The organism is Microbacterium sp. cx-55, from assembly GCF_021117345.1.
GTDB lineage: Bacteria > Actinomycetota > Actinomycetes > Actinomycetales > Microbacteriaceae > Microbacterium.
On sequence record NZ_CP088261.1, the window covers coordinates 1906714 to 1926794 of the forward strand.

The window sequence follows — 20081 nt, forward strand, 5'->3', positions numbered from 1 at the left end:
GCCTGGGAGACGTGCCACGCCCGCGTCTTCGCCCCCTCCTCGCCCTCGCCGCGCTCGCTCTCGCACTCAGCGGCTGCTCGTCGACCGTGGCGCTCGAGCCCGCCGGCGACGCCAACAACCCGCTCTGCGCCGAGGTGACCGCCTACCTGCCGTCCTCGATCGCCGGGCAGGACCGCCGGTGGACCGATGCGCAGTCGACCGGCGCGTGGGGAAACCCCACCACGATCCTCATGACCTGCGGGGTGACGCCCCCAGGGCCCTCGACCCTCCCGTGCCAGACGGCCGGCGGTGTCGACTGGCTGATCGACGACACCGAGGCCCCGAACTACCGCCTCACCAGCTTCGGCCGCACACCGGCCGTCGAGGTGTACCTCGACTACGACGTGGTCTCCAGCGCCGACGTGCTGAACGCGCTCGGAACCCTCGTCGCGAAGCTCCCGAAGACCGGCGAGTGCACGGAGCGCCCCGGCACCGAGTGACCGGGCGCGTCCGCTATCGGGCGAGCGCCGTCTCGATCAGGTCGGAGATGAGCTCCGGGTAGGTCATCCCGGAGGCGATCCAGCACTTCGGGAACATCGAGATCGGGGTGAAGCCCGGCATGGTGTTCAACTCGTTGACGACGGGACCGTCAGCGGACAGGAAGAAGTCGACCCGCGCGAGGCCCCGCCCGTCGACCGCGGCGAACGCGCGGAGCGCCATCTGCTGCAGCGAATCGATCTCCGCATCCGTCAGGTCCGCGGGGCAGACCACGTCGACACCCTCGCCGCCGAGGTACTTGCCCTCGAAGTCATAGAACTCGCGTGTGGTGAGCACGATCTCTCCGGGCAGCGAGGCGCGGTTCTCGGCGCCCGCGCGGCCCTCGAGCACGCCCACTTCGACCTCGCGGCCGACGATCCCCTGCTCGACGAGCACCTTGTCGTCTTCCGCGAAGGCGACGCGGAGCGCCTCATCCAGCTCGTCGACGGAGTGCACCTTCGAGACGCCGACACTGGATCCCGCACGCGCCGGCTTCACGAACCACGGGAAAGCGGCATCGCCCATCGCGGCGACGACGGATGCGGCATCCGCATCCGCGCGTCGCACGGTGATTCCCGGCGACACGGGAACGCCCGCTCCGCGCAGCGCGACCTTCATGAAGTGTTTGTCCATGCAGATGGCCGAATCGATCACTCCGGCGCCCGCGTAGCGCAGCTCGAGCGTGTCGAAGAAGCCCTGGATCGTGCCGTCCTCGCCGTGGCTGCCGTGCAGGATCGGCAGCACGACGTCGACATCGCCGAGTTCCTCGACCGAGCCGTCGGCCGTCCGCACCCGCATCCGCCGCGCTCCGGCCGCTTCCGGCCACAGCACGCGCGATCCGTTGTCGGCGACCTCGGGAAGGTGCTCGGGATCGAGCGCGAACTTGTCGGGGTCGTCGTCTTCGAGCACGAACGCGCCATCGCGCGTGACGCCCACCGGGATCACCCGGTAGCGATCACGATCGATCGCCCGCAGCACCCCGCCCGCCGTGGCGGAGCTGATCGAATGCTCGCTGGATCGACCGCCAAAGAGCACCGCCACCACCGGCTTGTCCATGCTGCGTCCTCTCCCCTTGGGGGGTGTCGTCGTCTGTTGTCAGATGGGGCGCGATCTCGCGCGGGTTCATCGTGCCGTCGAGCACGCGCTTGACCTGCTCGACGATCGGCATCTCGACGCCGCTCGCGCGGGCGAGTTGAAGGATCGGGGCGACCGAGGCCAACCCCTCCGCCGTCTGCTGCATCTGCGTGACGACGTCCTGGAACTTGTACCCCTGGCCGAGCAGGCGCCCGGCCGTGTTGTTGCGGCTGAGCGGCGATTGGCAGGTGGCGATGAGGTCGCCGAGTCCGGCCAGCCCCTGCAGCGTCTCGGGCTTCGCGCCCTGCGCCACCGCGAAGTCCGTCATCTCGACGAGCCCCCGCGTGATGATCGACGCCTTGGTGTTCTCGCCGTACCCCACGCCATCGACGATGCCGATCGCGACCGCGATGAGGTTCTTCAATACCCCGCCGAACTCGGTGCCGATCACGTCGTCGTTCACGAACGTGCGGAAGTAGCGGTTGCGGGCGCGCCGGGCAACGGCCGCGGCGGTCTCTGCGCTGATCGACGAGATGACCGCAGCGGTCGGCTGCTCCTGGGCGATCTCGAGCGCGAGGTTCGGACCCGATGCCACCGCGATGCGTGCGGGGTCGATCCGGAGCTCCTGCTCGATGACCTGGCTCATCCGAAGCCCCGTGCGCTTCTCGACGCCCTTCATGAGCGAGACGACGGGAACGTCGCTGTCGGCGAGCAGCGCCCGGAGCACGGTGAGGTTCTCACGCAGCGACTGGCTCGGAATCGACAGATAGATCTGTTCCGCGCCTTCGATCGCGCCGGCGAGGTCGGCGGTGGCGGTCATCGACCGGGGAAGGTTGATCCCCGGCAGGTAGCGGGTGTTGCGCTTGCCGGTGTGGATCTCGTTGGCGAGCTCAGGGCGCCGCGCCCACATCTCGACCTGCGCACCGCCGTCGGCGAGCACCTTGCCGAAGGTCGTTCCCCAGCTGCCGGCACCCAGTACCGCGACCCGGGGCGGACGCACGTCCGTTCGACGACTCACGCGTCGCCGTCCCGGCCGAGGCGACCGGTCTCGGTCTGGCCGTGCGCTCCCGGGTTCCACCGCTCCGCCGGCGCGGGCAGGCCGCGGAGCCCGGACAGCAGCTCCGCGATGTGGTTCATCACGAGGGTGGTGGCTTCCTGCTGCGCGGCCGGATGCTGCGCACGGTCGGTGAAGCCGTCGAGATCAAGAGCCGGCCCGATCACGACGCGAACGCGCTTGCGGAGGGGCCAGAAGCTCAGCTTCCCGTAGCGGGGATAGATACGTTCGGCGCCCCAGTGCGCCATCGGGATGAGCGGCATCCCGCCGGCGAGAGCCAGCCGCGCCGCACCCGTCTTACCCCGCATGGGCCACATGTCGGGGTCACGCGTGAGCGTACCCTCCGGGTAGACGATGACGCCCGCCTTCTGCGCCGCGAGCTTCTCCGCCGTTTCGATGGCCTGCTTGGCGGCGGCGCCGCTCGTGGCGCGCGCGACCGGGATCATTCCCGTCGCCCGGAGCGCCGCCCCGAGGACGGGCACCCGGAACAGGCTCTCTTTGGCCATGAAGCGCGGGGCCCGACCGAGACGCCACACGGCAGCTGCCACGATCACCGGGTCGATCTCGCTGTAGTGGTTGGGCGCGAGCACGTAGGCGCCGTCCTCGGGAAGGTTCTCGGCGCCCTCGATCTCGATCTTCGCGATGAGTCCGACCAGCGGCACGACGATCGCCGCGAGCGGCCAGAACACGCTCGGACGCGTCTTCTCCGCCGACAGCCGGCGACGTCGGGTGGGGCCCGGGGCCATCAGCCGATGACGTCGAAATCGGCGCCGAGGGCGGTGAGCTTGTCGAGGAAGTCGGCGTAGCCGCGGCGGATGATGCCGATGTTGCGGACCGTCGATTCGCCCTCGGCCGTCAGCGCCGCGATCACGTGGCTGTACCCGCCGCGAAGGTCGGGGACCGTGATGTCGGCTGCGCGGAGCGGGGTCGGGCCAGTGATGACCGCCGCCTGCTCGAGCGAACGACGGGGCACGCGACGCGGACCCTCCTGCAGGCCGTGCGGGTAGACCGTGATGTCGGCCCCCATCTTGACGAGCGCACCGGTGAAGCCGAATCGGTTCTCGTAGACCGTCTCGTGCACGACGGAGCGTCCGTTCGCCTGCGTGAGGGCGACGATGAGCGGCTGCTGCCAGTCGGTCATGAAGCCCGGGTGCACGTCGGTCTCCACCATGACGCCGCGGAGGTCGCCGCCGCGGCGGAACATGATGCCGTCCTCGCGCACGTCGAAGTCCGCGCCGATCTTGCGGAGCACGTTGAGGAAGGTGAGCATCTCCTGCTGGCGGGCACCCGCGACGAAGATCTCGCCGTCGGTCGCGATCGCCGCGCTCGCCCAGCTCGCGGCCTCGTTGCGGTCGAAGATGGCCCGGTGGTCGTACCCCTCGAGCCGCGGCACGCCCTCGATGAGAATGACGCGGTTCGGCTCGTAGGAGATGATCGCGCCCATCTTCTGCAGGACGGCGATGAGATCCATGATCTCGGGCTCGATCGCGGCGTTTCGGAGCTCCGTGATGCCCTCGGCACGCACCGCGGTGAGCAGCACCTGCTCTGTCGCCCCGACGCTCGGGTACGGCAGGTGGATGTTCGCGCCGTGCAGTCCGCGCGGCGCCGACAGTCGGATGCCACTCGGAAGCTTCTCCACGACCGCACCGAACTTGCGGAGCGCATCGAGGTGGAAGTCGATCGGACGGTCGCCGATGCGGCATCCGCCGAGGTCGGGGATGAACGCCTGACCCAGCCGGTGCAGCAGCGGACCGCAGAACAGGATCGGGATGCGGGACGCCCCGGCGTGCGCATCGATCTCTTCGAAGTGCGCACTTTCGACGTCGCTCGGGTCGAGCACGAGCGTGCCGCGCTCGGTCTCGTCGACGCGCACGCCGTGCACCTCGAGGAGCGAACGGACCACGGCCACGTCGCTGATCTCGGGCACGTCGCGCAGCGTGCTGGGGCTCTCGCCGAGCAGCGCCGCCACCATCGCCTTCGTCACGAGGTTCTTGGCACCGAGCACCTGCACGGTGCCCCGCAGCGGTCGACCGCCGCGGATCGCCAGAATCTCGCCCGCTTCGCCCTTCCGGCCGCCAGTTGTCGCGGTGTCGCCGAGCAGTGTCATATGTGGTGCCTCACTGTGCGGGAAGGGGCGGCACCGGTAAAGTGCGCGGCTTCCAGGATTCGCGTCGCGCTTCGTAGGCGGCGATCTTGTCTTCGTTCCGGAGGGTGAGCCCGATGTCGTCGAGACCCTCCAAGAGCCGCCACCTAGTGTAATCGTCGATCTGGAAAGGGACCCGGAGGTCGCCGATCGTCGCGTCGCGTCGCTCGAGGTCGACGGTCATCTCCGCGCCCGGCTGCGCCTCGATCGCGGCCCACAGGGCTTCGACATCCGCCTCCGTGACGACGCCGGTGACGAGACCCTGCTTGCCCGCGTTCCCGCGGAAGATGTCGGCGAACTTGGGGCTCAGGACCACGCGGAAGCCGTAGTCGCGCAGGGCCCACACCGCGTGTTCGCGGCTGGAACCGGTGCCGAAGTCGGCGCCGGCCACGAGGATCGATGACGCCGCGTAGGTGGGCTGATTGAGCAGGAAGTCCGGATCCTGTCGCCAGTTCGCGAAGAGGGCGTCTTCGAAGCCCGTCTTCGTGACGCGCTTCAGGTACACCGCCGGAATGATCTGGTCGGTGTCGACCGCCGACCGCTTGAGCGGTGCGGCGATTCCGGTGTGCGTGGTGAATGCCTGCATGTCAGACCCCCGATCCGACGGCCACCGGCGCGGTGGCGGGTTCCAGGTCGCTCGGGCTGGAGAGCGTGCCCCGCACGGCGGTCGCCGCGGCGACGAGCGGCGAGACGAGATGGGTGCGACCGCCCTTGCCCTGACGTCCCTCGAAGTTGCGGTTCGACGTGGAAGCGCACCGCTCCCCCGGCGCGAGCTGGTCGGGATTCATCCCGAGACACATCGAGCAGCCGGCGAACCGCCATTCGGCGCCGAACTCCTGGAAGACCGTGTGCAGCCCTTCGGCCTCGGCTTCCAACCGCACCCGCGCCGAGCCGGGAACGACCATGACGCGCACGCCATCCGCCTTCTTCCGGCCCTTCACGATCGACGCGAAGGCCCGCAGGTCTTCGATGCGGCTGTTCGTGCAGGAGCCCATGAAGACCGCATCCACGGGCACGTCCTTCAGCGGGGTGCCCGGCACGAGGTCCATGTAGTCCAGCGCGCGCTGCGCGGCGACCCGGTCGTTCGCGTCCGCGAAGTCGCCCGGCGTGGGCACGACGTCGTTGAGCGACACGCCCTGACCGGGGTTGGTGCCCCAGGTCACGAAGGGTTCGAGCAGATCGGCGTCGAGGAACACCTCGGCGTCGTAGACCGCGCCCTCGTCGCTCGGGAGCGTCCGCCAGTAGGCGACGGCGTCGTCCCAGTCCTGTCCTCGGGGAGCGTGCGGGCGCCCCTCGAGGTAGGCGAACGTCGTCTCGTCGGGGGCGACCATGCCGGCGCGCGCGCCCGCTTCGATCGACATGTTGCACATCGTCATGCGCCCCTCCATGGAGAGGGCGCGGATGGCGCTGCCACGGAACTCGAGGACGTAGCCCTGACCGCCGTTGGTGCCGATCTTCGCGATCACGGCGAGGATGATGTCTTTCGCGGTGACGCCCGGGCGCAGCTGGCCCTCGACGGTGATCGCCATGGTCTTGAAGGGCGTGAGTGGCAACGTCTGCGTCGCCATCACGTGTTCGACCTCGCTCGTGCCGATACCGAAGGCCATCGCGCCGAACGCGCCGTGGGTCGAGGTGTGCGAGTCGCCGCACACGACCGTGATGCCCGGCATGGTCAGACCCAGCTGCGGGCCGACGACGTGCACGATGCCCTGTTCGGCATCGCCGAGGGAGTGGATGCGGACGCCGAAGTCGGCCGCGTTCGCACGCAGGGTCTCGATCTGCAGCCGGCTCGTCGGGTCGGCGATCGGCTTGTGGATCTCGAGTGTCGGGGTGTTGTGGTCTTCGGTCGCGATCGTGAGATCCACCCGACGGAGCGGACGATCCTCGGCGCGCAGGCCGTCGAACGCCTGCGGGCTGGTCACCTCGTGGATGAGGTGGAGGTCGATGTAGATGAGGTCCGGCTGGCCGTCCTCACCCTTCACGACGAGGTGGTTGTCCCAGACCTTTTCGGCCAGGGTGCGCGGCGCGGACGCTGCGGAGTGCTCGGGTGTGCTCACTGCTCTGTCTCCTGAATGACGGTGGATCAAGCCCGCAGAAAACTCCGCGACGAGAGTGGCCTGGGGCTAGGACTCGTCGCGGCCGCTAAGGAGGAGTCGGGCGATCCGCACGCGCCCAGGCTACCACCGAGACGTTCTCCACCGGCCCTCACCCCGGTGTCGCTCTGTTTCAGCACGCGAGCGCCGAGCGGCGCGGCATGCGACGCTGGTGCGCAACACCCGAACGTGACAGGACCGCCATGACGACCGAGAATTCCGACGCCAGCGACCGCGCCACCGGCTTCAGCACCCGGCAGGTGCACTCCGGAACGGACTGGCACGACGCTGCGGCGCGCGCGCTGCCGATCTACCTGACGGCCGGATTCCGCTTCGAGGATTTCGATCACGCGGCACACCACTTCCAGACGGGCGCGGGATTCGGGTACACCCGCACCGGCAACCCCACGATCGACGCTCTCGAGCGGCGCCTCGCCGATCTCGAGGGCGGAGCGGATGCGGTGTTCGTCGCGAGCGGCCAGGCTGCGGTGTCGACGGCGCTTCTCGGCCTGCTCTCCGCCGGCGACCACCTGGTCTGCTCCACCCACGTGTACGAGGGTACGCGGGGCCTGCTGCTCGACAACTTCGCACGCCTGGGGATCACGGTCGACTTCGTGGACGACGTCTCCGACCCGGAGGCGTGGCGCCGAGCGACCCGCGAGAACACCCGCGCCTACTTCGCCGAATCCATCGCGAACGCACGGAACGACATCCTCGACATCGCCGCGATCGCCGCGGTGGCCGACGAACGCGCCCTCCCCCTCGTCGTCGACAACACCTTCGCCACCCCCTATCTCCTCCGCCCGATCGAGCACGGCGCCGCGATCGTCGTGCACTCGGCGAGCAAGTTCCTCGCCGGTCACGGTGCAGCGCTCGGCGGAGTCGTGATCGACGACGGCCGGTTCGACGCCGCACGGGCGGGCGCCCTGTTCCCGCATCTGGTCGCGGCGAGCCGCAGCGGTGGCCCGAGCGTGTGGGAGAGGCACGGCGGCTCGGCCCGGATCGGCTACATCCGGGAGTCGACGGCGCCCCGCCTCGGCCCCTCGCCGTCGCCGCTCAACGCGTTCCTCGTCGCCCAGGGCATCGAGACCCTGAGCCTTCGCGTTCGGGAGCAGTCGGGTAACGCGCTCGCGCTCGCTCGGTGGCTCGAGGAACAGCCCGAGGTGGCATCGGTCGACTACGCGGGCCTGCCTTCGCACCCGCATCACGACCTCGCGGCGCGCTACCTGCCGCGCGGATTCGGGTCGGTGTTCACGGTGACGCTGCACGGCGGCGAGCCCGCTGCGCGCGCATTCGTGGAATCCGTGCGCGTGTTCACGCACATGACGCACCTCGGCGACGTCCGTTCCCTCGTGCTGCATCCGGGAACGACGAGCCACGCGCAGCACAGCGAGGCCGATCGCGTGGCCCTCGGCGTTCATCCCGGCACCCTCCGCCTGTCGATCGGCATCGAGGAGATCGACGACCTCCTCTCCGACGCCCGCCGCGCCCTCACCGCGGCCGCGCAGGCGGGCTCCGGGGAACGGGTGGTCGAGGTGCTCGGGTGAGTCGCCCGCAGCACTTCGGCTGGTTCCTGGCCCGCGGCTTCGGCCCGCACGGGTGGGGTCATCCGTATCTCGACTGGAATTACCGCTGGACCGAGCCCCGGCTGTACCAGGAGTCCGCGCGCGCCCTGGAACAGGCCGGCTTCGACCTGCTGATCATCGAGGACGCCCCGTCTCTCGGTTCCGCCGACACGATCGACCTGCGGGTGCGCCACGCGTTCGGGGGCCCCAAACACGATCCGCTCCTGCTCGCTCCCTACATGTTCGCCGCCACGGAGCACCTCGGCGTGGTCCCGACCGTGAATCCCGCGGCGTACCTTCCGTACACGGCGGCACGTCAGTTCGCCTCGCTGCAGCACCTGAGCGGTGACCGTTTGGGCCTGAACGTCGTCACCGACACCGGCAGCGCCCGGCACTTCGGCACCGCCCCGCCCCTCGGTCACGACGCGGCGTACGACCGCGCGGAGGAGTGGCTCGGCGGCATCCGGTCGCTCTGGCGCAGCTGGGGGGACGGCGCGCTCCTCGAAGATGTCGCGGGCGGACGGTACGCCGACGGATCACGGATGCTGCCCACCGCGCACCGCGGCGAGTACTTCTCGTTCGACGGGCCGCTCAACGCCGTGCCGTTCCACGAGGGTGATCCGATCATCGTCTCCCCCGGCGGGTCGGGTCGCGGCCTCGGGTTCGCGGGCGCGAACTCCGATGTGCAGCTCGCGCTCGCCCCGCTCGATGAGAAGAGCATCCGCGCCTACCGCGCGAAGATCCACGCAGCGGCCGAAGCCCGCGGACGCTCGGCGAGTGACATCTCGGTGCTGTTCGCCATCCAACCCGTCCTCGTTTCTTCGGCGGAAGAGGCCGATCGGCTGGTGGCTGCCTCCCGGAATCCGGATGAGGAGACGCTCCGCACGATCGCGCGGCGCCAGTCGTCGGACCTGGAGACCGACCTCACCGCGCTCGATCTCGACGCTCCGCTCGACCTCCGCGTGTTCGCCGACCACGTCTCGCACGGCAGCATCCGTCGCCTGATCGGCGACCACGCCCCGAACACCCCGCTCCGCGAGATCCTCGGCGCGCAGGCGCGCTTGGGCCGGCTCCGCGACGGCTCGGGGTTCGTCGGCACCGCCGGCGAACTCGCCGATCGCATCGAGCAGCTCGGCGACTGGGGCAACGACGGCGTGCTCCTGTGGGGCGACCTGCATCCGGTCACCGTGCACCGGATGCTGGACGAACTCGTGCCGATCCTCCGCCGTCGCGGCATCCTCCGCGACGAGTACGACCAGGGCGGACTCCGCGCGAACCTCCGCTCGTTCTAGTCGAGCGGCGCGCGGTCAGTCGTTCGGCTGCTCGACGGTCGGCGGAGTGCCCTTCTCCTGGGCGACCTTCGCCGCCGCATCCGCGTCGGTCGTGCTCTTCTCGTCTGCGCGCGCGGCGATGAGGCTCGCGATCGTCGCGACCGCCATTGCGGCGATGATCACCGCGAGCGACGCGAGCGTCGAGATGTCGGGGGCCCACTCGACGTGCTCTCCGCCGTTGATGAAGGGCAGCTCGTTCTCGTGCAACGCGTGGAAGAAGAGCTTCACGCCGATGAAGGCGAGGATGAACGCGATTCCGTAGTGCAGGTACTTGAGCTTTTCGAGCAGGCCGCCGAGCAGGAAGAACAGCTGACGCAGGCCCATCAGGGCGAAGAGGTTGGCCGTGAAGACGATGAACGGACTCTGGGTGATGCCGAAGATGGCCGGGATCGAGTCGATGGCGAAGACGAGGTCGGTGAAACCGATCGCGATGAACACGAGGATCATCGGCGTCCAGATGCGCTTGCCCCCGACCGTTGTGCGCAGCTTCGACCCGTCGTAGGAGTCGCTGATGTTGATGAAGCGGCGAAGGATCCGCACGAGTCCGGTCTCGGTCTCGGCGCCGTGGTCTTCTTTGCCGGGGAACGCCTGACGCCAGGCGGTGAAGATGAGGAACGCCCCGAAGACGTAGAAGATCCAGCTTAGGTTCTCGATCAGCACAGCGCCGAGCATGATGAAGCCGCCGCGCAGCACGAGCGCGATGATGATGCCCACCATCAGCACTTCCTGCTGGTATTTGCGCGGAACCGCGAACTGACTCATCAGGAGGACGAAGACGAACAGATTGTCGACCGAGAGGCTGTACTCGGTGAGCCAGCCCGCGACGAACTCCCCCGCGGCGTCGCCGCTGCCGGTCACCCCGAAGAGGATCACGGCGAACACGAGCGCGAGGGACACGTAGAACGCGACCCACAGTGTGGCCTCCTTCATGGAGGGGATGTGCGGCCTCTTCAGGATGATGAGAAGGTCGGCCAGCAGCACGAGCACCAGTGCGACGAGCGCCGTGATCTCGAACCACACGGGGATTTCGTAGCCCATGAGAGCCTTTCCGTGGGATGCGGGGGAAGCCACGAGTCTACAAGCGGGGCGGATTCTGTCGGGATCCATGTGAGACGGTCAGGATTCTCCGGACACCTGAGGGTGAGAGACATCGACCGGCGGGATCGGCGAGGGGGACGGCATGGCGACGGACGCGGAGTTGATCGCGCGCGCGGAGGGCGGAGAGGCGGAAGCGTTCCGCCAGCTCTACCGCCGGCACGTGGACGCGGTGTATCGCATTGCGGTGCTGCTGCTGGAGGACCGGACGGATGCGGAGGACGCCGTTCAGGACGCCTTCGTCACGGCGTGGGGCAAGCTGACCGGGTTCCGGCTCGAGGGCGAGTCCGCGCTCCCCTGGCTCGCGACGATCTGCCGCTTCACGTGCGCGAATCGGCTGCGGGCGCGTCGTCGGGAACGCGCGCACGTCGTCGGTCCGGCCGATGAGCACCTGCCGGCCACGGTCGACGTGGAGCAGGACGTCGTCAGCGCAGAACTCGCCGAACGCATCGCACGCGAGGTGGGTCTCCTGTCGGACATCGACCGGGAGATCTTCGTGCTCTGCGTCGCCGAGGGGTACGCCTACGGCCCCGCGGCCGCGGCGCTCGGCCTCAGCCACGGCGCCGTCCGAAACCGTCTCTCCCGTATCCGCGGCCGGTTGCGGCGGACCGTCGAGGAGGGAACCCCATCATGAACGAACAGGACGAACGGATGCTGCCGGAGCCGCCGACGACGGATCAGATCGATCGAATGGAGACCACGGTGATGAACAGCATCCGCAGCGCACAGCCCGCCGCACCCAGCGCGACGCGGAAGACGTGGCGCCCTCGCGTGTGGGGCGGGGCGGCCGCCGCGGTGGCGGTCGTGGCTCTGGCGGCAGTGATCGCTCCGGGGCTGACGTCGAGCATGTCCGGCAGCAGCGGATCATCGTCGACGGTGGAGGGTGCGGCGGTGCCCCTCACCGGCGAGGTTGCGCTCGAACAACCGGGTCAGATGGTCGACGGCACCGCGCCGGAGTCCGTCACCGGCGCGGCCGGGGATGCGGCGCGCGACACGGTCGGCGATGCGACCGCGGGACGCGATGTCGTCGCGACCGGGTGGGTGCAGATGACCGTCGCCGATGTCAGATCGACGATCGCCGAGATCACCGACCTGGCGCAGACCGAGGGCGGATACGTCGAATCGGCGAGCGTCGGGTCGAGCGGCGCGCAGCCGCTGGAGGGGGACGTCTCACTGCCGATGTCGGGCAGCCAGGTCACCGTGCGCGTGCCGGCCGAACGTCTCGACGCCGTCATCGAGAGCATCGGCGGGCTGGGCGAGGTCACCTCGTCGACCCTCGACCGCACCGACGTCACCGATCAGACCGTCGATCTGCGGGCGCGGATCGCAGCCCAGCAGGCCTCGGTCGATCGACTGACCGAGCTCATGTCTCAGGCGGGGTCCGTGGGCGACCTGATCGCGGCCGAGACCGCGCTCTCGGAACGCCAGGCCGCGCTCGACTCCGACACCCAGCAGCTCGCCTCGCTCGAAGACCGCGTCGCGCTGTCGGGCGTGACGGTGTCGCTCACGCCCGAGAGTGCCCCCGCGAAGGCGGACCCGGCCGGGTTCGGCGACGGATTCGCGGCGGGCTGGAACGGCCTCATCGCCGCCCTGAACGGCACGGTGGTCGCGCTCGGATTCTTGCTCCCGTGGATCGCGCTCGTCGCACTCGTCGGAGCGATCGTCTGGGGCGTGCGGCGCGCCGTCACGCGTCGGCGCACACGCGAACGCCCCACCGCATCCGACGAATAGCGGATGCGGCGGGGCGCGGCGGCGACGGTCAGCTGCGGCGGGACCGCAGGATCACAACGACCGCGATGGCGACGATGACGACGGCGACGCCGCCGATGCCGAGCCCGAGGGCCAGCCCATCGGCGCTCGACCCCGCGGCGGGTGCCGCTGCGGAGGTCGTGAGGGCATCCGCATCCGGATCCGACTGGGTCGTCACAGTGCCTTCCTCGGTGCCCTCCGCAGTGCCCTCCGCAGTGCCCTCCTCCGCGGCGACCGCGGCGCAGGCGGTCTCGGGCGAACCCGTCGCCGCCTCGGTGCCCGCGGGCGGTGCGTACTCGAACGTGTACGCGTCGGCGATGGGGTGCCCGTCGGACGACACCGCGCGCCACGCGACACGGTAGGTGCCGGCGGGCCCGAGGGCGACCGGGGTCGTGATGGTCGGTCCGCTGAGCACCGAACATCCCGCCTCGTAATGCAGTCCGTCGGGTCCGGTGACTTCGGCGAAGTTGCCTTCCCCGGCGTCGATGAGGTTCTCACTGAACCTCTGCGAGACCTCGGTGATGCTCGCCGCGGTCTCCCCCGCGGCCGGCGTCGTGCCGGTCAGACTGTCGTGCGCCGAAGCACCCTGGGACCCCAGGGCGACCGCACCGATGGTCAGCGCGAGGACGACGGCCGTGCGGACGAACGCGCGGCGACCGGATCTCGGTCGGGTGGAGGTCATGCGCGGCGACCCGGTCATGCCTTGCGCGGACGACGCGCGAGGCCGAGCGCGGCGAGGACGGCCGCGAGGGCCGCGATCACGAGCGCGGCGATGCTGAGTCCGAGCGAGACCCCGGCCTGCGGGTCCGCCGGGGCGGCCGCGGTCACGGTCGTGTCGTGGTCGGTCGTGTCGGTGGCGTGGCTGCCCGAGTGCTCGTCGGCCGGCGGGGCGTCGTTGACGTAGAGCACGGGTGCCGGGTCCAGGGTGTCGTCGGCGGCGACCTCGTCGGGCGTCGCCGTCCACTCGGCGACCTCGCCGTCGTCGTACGTCTGCACGGCGGGCAACAGGATGCTGCCGACATCGGGCACCGGGCCGAGCGAGACGGTCATGTTCTGGAACTGGCCCTGCGCGATGCCGGCGCCCGGCTCCGCCTCCCAGATGATGCTCGTCGCGGCCTCGGAGATCGTGTTTCCGGCGACTTCCACCGGCGCCGGCAGCGTCGACCGCACGATCGTGGTCGTCCATCCCGGGATCGGCTCGTAGCGCACGCTCGTGAACGGGGTGTCGGTCGGAAGGGTGACTTCGAGCTTCACCGTGGAGGCGGTCTCGGACTCGTTGGGCACGCGGAAGACGACCGCGGAGTAGCTGCCAGGCTCTGCCTGATTCGGGTTGACGGTGACGTGTGCGGATGCGACGAGTGGCACCGCGATCGCGAGGGCGACGCCGGCGGTCAGGCCCACGAGGGCGCGACGAACTGTGTTCTTCGATGACATGTTGTGCTGCTTTCTGAGTACGCACGGGCGCGTCGAGGCGCCGGATGTGCGGAAAAGGGTGAGGGTGACGAGGCGTTACGCCGTCACCGGCGGCCCCCGCCGCCGCATCACCGAAAGCAGAGCGAGACCGAACAGCACCGCGGGCTCGCGGCGTGCCACCGGCAGCACGGGCGCCGGGTGCATCGCGCGCCCGGGGATGAGGGCGCGGAACGCGCGCGACACGAGCGCTGCGAGCAGCCGGACGGCGCGTTCGCCCAGGCCGAGGGCGAGGACGGTGATCACCGCAGCGATGGCGTGAGCCACCCACATCCAAGGTGATTCGGCGGTGTGGCTCGTCGCGGCACCGTCGATGATCACGCCGGCCGCAGACCCCGAGACGTGGTGCGCGTGCGCAAGGCTCGATGCGGACGAGGCCGTGCCGATCCCCTCGCCGAGCTGCAGTGCCAGGAGCGAGTGGAACATCGCCTGGCTTGCGCCGACCGCAATGCTGAGACGCCACCACGAGTGGGTGCGTCCGGCGAGCAGGACGCAGAGGGGTGCCGCGATCCCAAGTCCGAGGACGATGCCGAGAAGCGACGGCGGATGGGCGGTCGCGGCGGAGTGGGAGACGGTGGCGACTAAGGTCGCCAGGAGGGCCGCGATGGATCCGCGGAAGACGCGCCCTGCGCGATCAGCCCGAGACGACATGCCCCTCCTCCCCTCCCATCCTATTCCGCGTGCTCACACGCTTCGGATGGCGCGCGCGCCGCTCCGGCGCCGGGTCGCCTGTCCGCTGAGACGAGGACATCTGCGCGAGACGAGGGCTTTCCGGGGCGAATTGCCCTCATCTGGGCTGTTCGCCCTCGCCTCGGCGAGCTCGCGAGAGAACACACTCATCCCACCAACGACGAAACCCCCGACCGTTCGGTCGAGGGTTTTATCGTGTTGGTGACCCCAGCGGGATTCGAACCCGCGTTACCGCCGTGAGAGGGCAGCGTACTAGGCCGCTATACGATGGGGCCGCATTTTGGCAACCGTTCAATTATGCACGGGATTTCGGCACGCGACAAATCGAGCCGGCATCCGCGCGGCGCCGCTTGCCGCATCCGCAGACCGGGAGTTGACTCGTCGTATGCGTATCACCAAGCACGAGCACGCCGCCCTCACTCTCGAGAAGCAGGGCCGCAAGCTCATCATCGATCCCGGGGTCTTCACCGCTTCCCTGGAGCCCCTCGACAACATCGTGGGGGTCGTCATCACCCACGAGCACCCCGACCACTGGACCGGCGATCACCTCGACCGCATCCTGATGGCGAACCCGGGCATCCCGATCGTCGCGCCGCAGGGTCTCGCGAACGCGGCTCCGGGGTACCCGATCACGGTCGTCTCCCCCGGCGACAGCATCGACATCGACTCGTTCCATCTCGAGTTCTTCGGCGGCGAGCACGCGGTGATCCACGAGAGCATCCCGGTGATCGACAACGTCGGCGTTCTCGTCGACGATGGGTTCTACTACCCGGGCGACTCGTACAGCGTGCCGAAGGGCGCCGCCGTCGAGGTGCTGGCGGCCCCCGTGGGTGCGCCGTGGCTGAAGATCGGCGACGCGATGGACTTCGTCCTCGCCGTGAAGCCGCGCCGCGTCTTCGGAACGCACGACATGACCCTGTCGGTCGCGGGTCGTGACATGGGGCTCAGCCGGCTCCGTTGGGCCGTGGAGCAGAACGGCGGCGAGTTCATCGCTCTCGAGCCGGGCGACAGCACGGAGCTGTAGACACCGCACGCGAAACGGCGGATGCCGCGGACCACTCGGGCCCGCGGCATCCGCCGTTCTGGTTCGTTGCGCGAATTACTGCGCGTCGAGGTCCGTCTCGAGGAGAGCGACGAGCTCGTCGAGCACCTTCTCGGCGCCCTCACCCTCGGCCTTCAGCGTCACGACGGAGCCCTTGGCCGCACCGAGTCCGATGAGCGAAAGGATGCTGCCCGCGTTCAGGTCGGGTCCGCCGGCGGCGGCGATCGTCACCGGGAGCTTCTTCTCCTGCACCGCCTGCACGAAGAGCTTCGCGGGGCGAGCGTGCAATCCGGAGCTGCTCGCGATGGTTGCCTGACGTTCTGCCATGACTGTTTCCTTCCGTCTTTGGGTTTATTGTCTCAGGCGGCGACGGGTACCGCTTCTGCCTCGGCCAGTTCTTTACGCCCGACCCACTTCTTCAGTGCCACGACGGCGAAGGCGGAGACCACGGTTCCAGCCAGGACGGCGATGAGGAAGCCCCACCACGGGTCGATGGCGAAGAGCACGAAGATGCCGCCGTGCGGGGCGAGCGACGAGACGCCGAGGGCCATCGCGAGCCCACCGGTGACGGCGCCACCGACCATGGACGCCGGGATGACGCGCAGCGGGTCTGCCGCCGCGAAGGGGATCGCACCCTCGCTGATGAACGACGCACCGAGCAGCCAGGCGGCCTTGCCGTTCTCACGCTCGACGGGGGTGAAGAGGTTCTTCGCGAGCACCGTGGAGGCGAGCGCCATCGCGAGCGGCGGCACCATCCCGGCGGCCATGACGGCGCCCATGATGAGGAACGGAACGGCGTGGATGTCGCTGGTCGACGCGCTGGCGAGTCCCGCGGTCGCGAAGGCGTATGCCACCTTGTTGATCGGTCCGCCGAGATCGAAGCACATCATGAGCCCCAGGATCACGCCGACGAGCACGATCGCGGAGGTGCCGGCGAGGTTGGTGAGTCCGTCGTTCAGAAGCTCCATGAGCGCAGCGATCGGCCGGCCCAGGAACAGGATCATTAGACCCGACGCGACGATAGACCCGACGAGCGGAATGATCACGACCGGCATCAGCCCGCGCAGCCAGCGCGGCGGGTTGAGGCGTCCGAGCCACCAGGCGACGAATCCGGCGAGCAGACCGCCGATGATGCCGCCGATGAAGCCGGCGTTCATGAGCACGGCCACGGCACCGGCGACGAAGCCGGGCGCGATGCCGGGCCGGTCGGCGATGGCGAACGCGATGTATCCGGCGAGAGCCGAGACGAGGAAGCCCATCGACGTCGAACCGATCATGAACGCGACCGAGCCAAGGTACTGGCCGATGCCGCCCGCGGGCAGATCCCAGAGCGAGTTCTGAATGATGACCGTCGCCGCATTCTCGGTGACGTTGAAGCCGCCCAGCAGGAAGCCGAGTGCGATCAGCAGACCGCCACCGGCGACGAACGGGATCATGTAGCTGACACCCGTGAGCAGGATGCGCTGGATCTTCGCGCCCCAGCCGATCGACTGCGTCGGCGCGTCGGATGCGGCATCCGCGGTCGCTGCCGCGACGCGCGCGGCGCGGGGGTTCCGCGCGGCGGCGACGGCTTCGGTGATCATCGCGACCGGCTGCTCGATGCCGCGCTTCACGCCGGAGCGGATGACGGGCTTGCCCGCGAACCGCTGCTGCTCGCGTACGTCCACATCCGTCGCGAAGATCACCGCATCGGCGTTGTCGATGACGCTCTGCGGGAGGGCCTTGTAGCCGCTCGAGCCCTGCGGCTCGACGACCAGGTCGACGCCCTCGGCAACGCCCGCGGCGGTGAGTGCGTCGGCGGCCATGAACGTGTGCGCGATGCCGGTCGCGCATGCTGTGACGGCCACGATCCGGGCGGGGCGTCCGTCGATCAGGAGCTCGCTCGACGCCTCAGCGGCGGGCGCAGCAGCGGGCGCAGCGGCGGGGGCTGCCGGCGCGGACGCTTCCTCACCGATCGCCTCGCGCACGATGTGCACGACGGCATCCGCGTCGGCCGCGGAACGCAGCGCGCTCGTGAAGGGATCCTGCATGAGGCTCCGGGCGAGCTTCGAGAGCACCGCGAGGTGCTCCTCGGCCGCGTGCTCGGGGGCAGCGATCAGGAAGACGAGGTCGGCGGGACCGTCGGACGCACCGAAATCCACTCCCGGCGTCAGGCGAGCGAAGGCGAGCGACGCCTGCGTCACCGCGGAGCTCTTCGCGTGCGGGATGGCGATGCCGCCGGGAAGCCCGGTCTCGTCCTTCTCCTCACGCGCCCACGCGTCGGCGAAAAGCGCTTCCGCGTCGGTCGCGCGGCCTGCGGCGACGACGCGCGCAGCGAGCGCGCGGATGACCGCGGCTTTGTCGGCCCCCAGGTTCTCGTCAAGGCTGACGAGCTCCGGGATGATGGTGTCGGACACGATGACCTCCAGTGGTCGGGTTGTCAGCGGCTGAAGCGCCGGACGGGGATGTCGGCGGTGGGCAGATCCGCCGGCGTCGGGGGTTGGGTTCCAGGAAGGGATGCGGCGGCCGCGCCGTAACGCATGCCGCCCCGAAGACGGTCCTCCGGAGAGAGACCGGCGACGTCGGCGAGCAGATATCCCGCGAGCGAGCTGTCGCCGGCACCGACTGTGCTGACCGCGGTGATGCGAGGGGCGGTTCCGACCCATGCGCCGTCTGCGGTGACGAGGAGGGCGCCGGCCGCGCCGAGGGTGACGAGGGCAGCACCGACGCGACCTCTGACGAGGCCCTCGGCGAGCTCGATGATGCCCGGGATATCGTCAGGGTCCGCCTCGGCACCGGTCAGCTCGGCGAGCTCGTGCTCGTTGGGTTTGATCAGGTCGGGCGACGCGTCAGCGACGACCGCGTGCAACGCGGGGCCCGACGTGTCGACGGCGATGCGGGGAGCCGCATCACCGTGGGCCCCGCGGACGGCGGCGATGATGCGCACGTACAGGTCCGGCTCGGCGCCCGGCGGCAGGGATCCGGCGAGCACCAGCCAGTCGGCCCCCGCGGCGGCGGCGATGACGTTCTCGAGGAGGGCCGCCTCTTCGGCGCCGCCCAGGTGCGGGCCCGGGAGGTTGATCTTCGTGGTCGTGCCGTCGGGGTCGAGCACGGTCAGGTTCGACCGCGCGTGACCCGAGATCGGCACCGCGTGCACGGCAACGCCCGTCGCCGCGAGTGCCGTGGCGAACGGATCCGTGTCGGCGAGCGGCAGAACCGCGAGCGTCGCGACGTTCGCCGCGGCGACGACGCGCGCGACGTTGATTCCCTTGCCGCCGGCGTCTTCACGCACGCCCGCGGCGACCTGCACCTCGCCGACGCGGAGCGGCTCGGTGAGGGTGACCGCTCGATCGAGCGAGGGATTGGCGGTGACGGTGACGATCATGCGACTCTCACTTCCACGCCCGCCTCGGCCAGTGCCGCGGCGAGCTCGGCGGATGGTTCTGCATCGGTCACGAGCGTGTCGATGGCAGACAGGGGGGCGAACCCGACGAGCAGTTCGGTATCGAACTTGCGCGAGTCACTGACGACCACGATGCGGCGCGCCGCCGCGACGATCGCGCGCTTCACCGCCGCTTCTTCGGGGTCGGGAGTGCTGAGCCCGAAGTCCGCCGACAGGCCGTTCGTGCCGATGAAGGCGACATCGGGGCGGAGGCCGGCGACGATCGATGTCGTCGACGCCCCGACGGCCGCACCGGTCACGCCGCGGATGCGACCGCCGATGAGCGTGAGGGTGACGCGGTCGGATGCCGCCAGGGACGGCGCGAGGGCGTATGCGTGGGTGACCGCATCCGCGGTGCCCTGCGTCGCTTCGAGGTAGGCGGGCAGTCGTTCGGCGATCGCACCGACGGTGGACCCGGCGTCGAGGAAGACGGATCCGGCGAAGCCGGAGCCGAGCTCGTCGAGGGCGGCCGCCGCGATCAATCCCTTCGCGTCGCCCCGCTCACGGATGCGTTCGGTGAGTGAGATCTCACGGGTACTCGACCGGTCGGCGCCGACGGCGCCACCGTGCACGCGGCGAAGCACGCCGCGCTGTTCGAGGACGCCCAGGTCACGGCGAACGGTCTCGGTGGTGACGTCCAGACGCTGCGCGAGGTCGATGACGACGAGTCGTCCCTCGAGCTGCAAAATGCGCTCGATCTCGTCTTGGCGCTCCGTTGCGTACATGGTCATCCTCCCTGATGCCCACAGATTACAACACAAATCAACATAAGCACAGAGATATGGACCGCGAGAATTCACCCGAATCGCGGATGCTCGACGGGAGTCCCGTCGATCGG

At 69.7% G+C, this 20081-nt stretch carries 20 protein-coding genes and 1 tRNA gene; 6 read left to right on the plus strand and 15 right to left on the minus strand.

Annotated elements, in window-relative coordinates; translation table 11 throughout:
* The first annotated feature begins 11 nt into the window (after positions 1-11).
* Positions 12-479 (plus strand): DUF3515 family protein, encoded by a 468-nt coding sequence (locus LQ938_RS08980; RefSeq protein WP_223720941.1) that lies wholly within the window; start codon positions 12-14, stop codon positions 477-479.
* A gap of 13 nt (positions 480-492) precedes the next feature.
* Here the strand turns inward: LQ938_RS08980 and LQ938_RS08985 are convergent, their stop codons facing one another.
* Genes LQ938_RS08985 through leuC form a run of 6 tightly spaced genes read right to left on the minus strand, consistent with a single transcriptional unit; the run spans position 493 to position 6844 of the window.
* Positions 493-1572 carry a D-alanine--D-alanine ligase family protein gene (locus tag LQ938_RS08985; RefSeq protein ID WP_223720940.1) on the minus strand — a complete coding sequence of 360 codons (1080 nt, stop codon included), beginning with the start codon at positions 1570-1572 and terminating at the stop codon, positions 493-495.
* Complete coding sequence (locus LQ938_RS08990; RefSeq protein ID WP_223720939.1) at positions 1472-2608, minus strand: NAD(P)H-dependent glycerol-3-phosphate dehydrogenase; 1137 nt, start codon at positions 2606-2608, stop codon at positions 1472-1474. The genes LQ938_RS08985 and LQ938_RS08990 overlap by 101 nt, the downstream gene beginning before the upstream one ends.
* Positions 2605-3390 (minus strand): lysophospholipid acyltransferase family protein, encoded by a 786-nt coding sequence (locus LQ938_RS08995; RefSeq protein WP_223720938.1) that lies wholly within the window; start codon positions 3388-3390, stop codon positions 2605-2607. Before LQ938_RS08995 ends, LQ938_RS08990 begins: the two co-directional genes overlap by 4 nt.
* Positions 3390-4751 (minus strand): UDP-N-acetylglucosamine 1-carboxyvinyltransferase, encoded by a 1362-nt coding sequence (gene murA, locus LQ938_RS09000; RefSeq protein ID WP_223720937.1) that lies wholly within the window; start codon positions 4749-4751, stop codon positions 3390-3392. Before murA ends, LQ938_RS08995 begins: the two co-directional genes overlap by 1 nt.
* A 10-nt stretch (positions 4752-4761) precedes the next feature.
* On the minus strand, positions 4762-5373 hold the full coding sequence (gene leuD, locus LQ938_RS09005) for a 3-isopropylmalate dehydratase small subunit (RefSeq protein ID WP_223720936.1): 612 nt from the start codon (positions 5371-5373) through the stop codon (positions 4762-4764).
* A gap of 1 nt (position 5374) precedes the next feature.
* On the minus strand, positions 5375-6844 hold the full coding sequence (gene leuC, locus LQ938_RS09010; RefSeq protein ID WP_223720935.1) for a 3-isopropylmalate dehydratase large subunit: 1470 nt from the start codon (positions 6842-6844) through the stop codon (positions 5375-5377).
* A 239-nt stretch (positions 6845-7083) separates the two neighbouring features.
* Here leuC and LQ938_RS09015 point away from each other — a divergent pair, with 239 nt between their 5' ends.
* Entirely contained in the window at positions 7084-8427 is a 1344-nt protein-coding gene (locus LQ938_RS09015) for an O-acetylhomoserine aminocarboxypropyltransferase/cysteine synthase family protein (protein ID WP_223720934.1), read from the plus strand.
* Complete coding sequence (locus LQ938_RS09020) at positions 8424-9737, plus strand: LLM class flavin-dependent oxidoreductase (protein WP_223720933.1); 1314 nt, start codon at positions 8424-8426, stop codon at positions 9735-9737. Before LQ938_RS09015 ends, LQ938_RS09020 begins: the two co-directional genes overlap by 4 nt.
* Positions 9738-9752: 15 nt before the next feature.
* Here LQ938_RS09020 and LQ938_RS09025 read toward each other — a convergent pair whose 3' ends face one another.
* Positions 9753-10814, minus strand: a complete 1062-nt coding sequence (locus tag LQ938_RS09025) for a TerC/Alx family metal homeostasis membrane protein (RefSeq protein WP_223720932.1) — start codon at positions 10812-10814, stop codon at positions 9753-9755.
* 142 nt (positions 10815-10956) lie between these two features.
* On the opposite strand from LQ938_RS09025, the gene LQ938_RS09030 reads away from it, so the two are divergent.
* Both LQ938_RS09030 and LQ938_RS09035 read left to right on the plus strand, forming a co-directional pair.
* On the plus strand, positions 10957-11505 hold the full coding sequence (locus LQ938_RS09030; protein WP_223720931.1) for an RNA polymerase sigma factor: 549 nt from the start codon (positions 10957-10959) through the stop codon (positions 11503-11505).
* Positions 11502-12602 (plus strand): DUF4349 domain-containing protein, encoded by a 1101-nt coding sequence (locus tag LQ938_RS09035; RefSeq protein ID WP_223720930.1) that lies wholly within the window; start codon positions 11502-11504, stop codon positions 12600-12602. The genes LQ938_RS09030 and LQ938_RS09035 overlap by 4 nt, the downstream gene beginning before the upstream one ends.
* A 28-nt stretch (positions 12603-12630) precedes the next feature.
* Here the strand turns inward: LQ938_RS09035 and LQ938_RS09040 are convergent, their stop codons facing one another.
* The 4 genes from LQ938_RS09040 to LQ938_RS09055 all read right to left on the minus strand — a co-directional run bounded on the left by LQ938_RS09040 (position 12631) and on the right by LQ938_RS09055 (position 15055).
* A complete protein-coding gene (locus LQ938_RS09040; RefSeq protein ID WP_223720929.1) occupies positions 12631-13302 on the minus strand; it encodes a copper resistance CopC family protein in 672 nt (223 codons plus the stop codon).
* A 14-nt stretch (positions 13303-13316) separates the two neighbouring features.
* Positions 13317-14054 carry a YcnI family copper-binding membrane protein gene (locus LQ938_RS09045; RefSeq protein ID WP_223720928.1) on the minus strand — a complete coding sequence of 246 codons (738 nt, stop codon included), beginning with the start codon at positions 14052-14054 and terminating at the stop codon, positions 13317-13319.
* A gap of 75 nt (positions 14055-14129) precedes the next feature.
* Positions 14130-14741, minus strand: a complete 612-nt coding sequence (locus LQ938_RS09050; RefSeq protein WP_223720927.1) for a hypothetical protein — start codon at positions 14739-14741, stop codon at positions 14130-14132.
* A 238-nt stretch (positions 14742-14979) separates the two neighbouring features.
* Positions 14980-15055 (minus strand) — tRNA-Glu (locus LQ938_RS09055).
* A 110-nt stretch (positions 15056-15165) separates the two neighbouring features.
* Between LQ938_RS09055 and LQ938_RS09060 the strand changes: the two genes are divergently transcribed.
* Complete coding sequence (locus LQ938_RS09060) at positions 15166-15804, plus strand: MBL fold metallo-hydrolase (RefSeq protein ID WP_223720926.1); 639 nt, start codon at positions 15166-15168, stop codon at positions 15802-15804.
* A gap of 75 nt (positions 15805-15879) precedes the next feature.
* Here the strand turns inward: LQ938_RS09060 and LQ938_RS09065 are convergent, their stop codons facing one another.
* From LQ938_RS09065 to LQ938_RS09080, 4 genes are read right to left on the minus strand one after another with little or no spacing between them, the layout of a single operon-like run.
* On the minus strand, positions 15880-16149 hold the full coding sequence (locus LQ938_RS09065) for an HPr family phosphocarrier protein (protein WP_223720925.1): 270 nt from the start codon (positions 16147-16149) through the stop codon (positions 15880-15882).
* Positions 16150-16181: 32 nt separating this feature from the next.
* Positions 16182-18218: a PTS fructose transporter subunit IIABC gene (locus LQ938_RS09070; RefSeq protein ID WP_223720924.1), complete on the minus strand. Its 2037-nt coding sequence runs from the start codon at positions 18216-18218 to the stop codon at positions 16182-16184.
* Between the two features lie 23 nt (positions 18219-18241).
* On the minus strand, positions 18242-19186 hold the full coding sequence (locus LQ938_RS09075; protein WP_223720923.1) for a 1-phosphofructokinase family hexose kinase: 945 nt from the start codon (positions 19184-19186) through the stop codon (positions 18242-18244).
* A complete protein-coding gene (locus LQ938_RS09080; protein ID WP_223720922.1) occupies positions 19183-19968 on the minus strand; it encodes a DeoR/GlpR family DNA-binding transcription regulator in 786 nt (261 codons plus the stop codon). Before LQ938_RS09080 ends, LQ938_RS09075 begins: the two co-directional genes overlap by 4 nt.
* Positions 19969-20081: the final 113 nt, after the last annotated feature.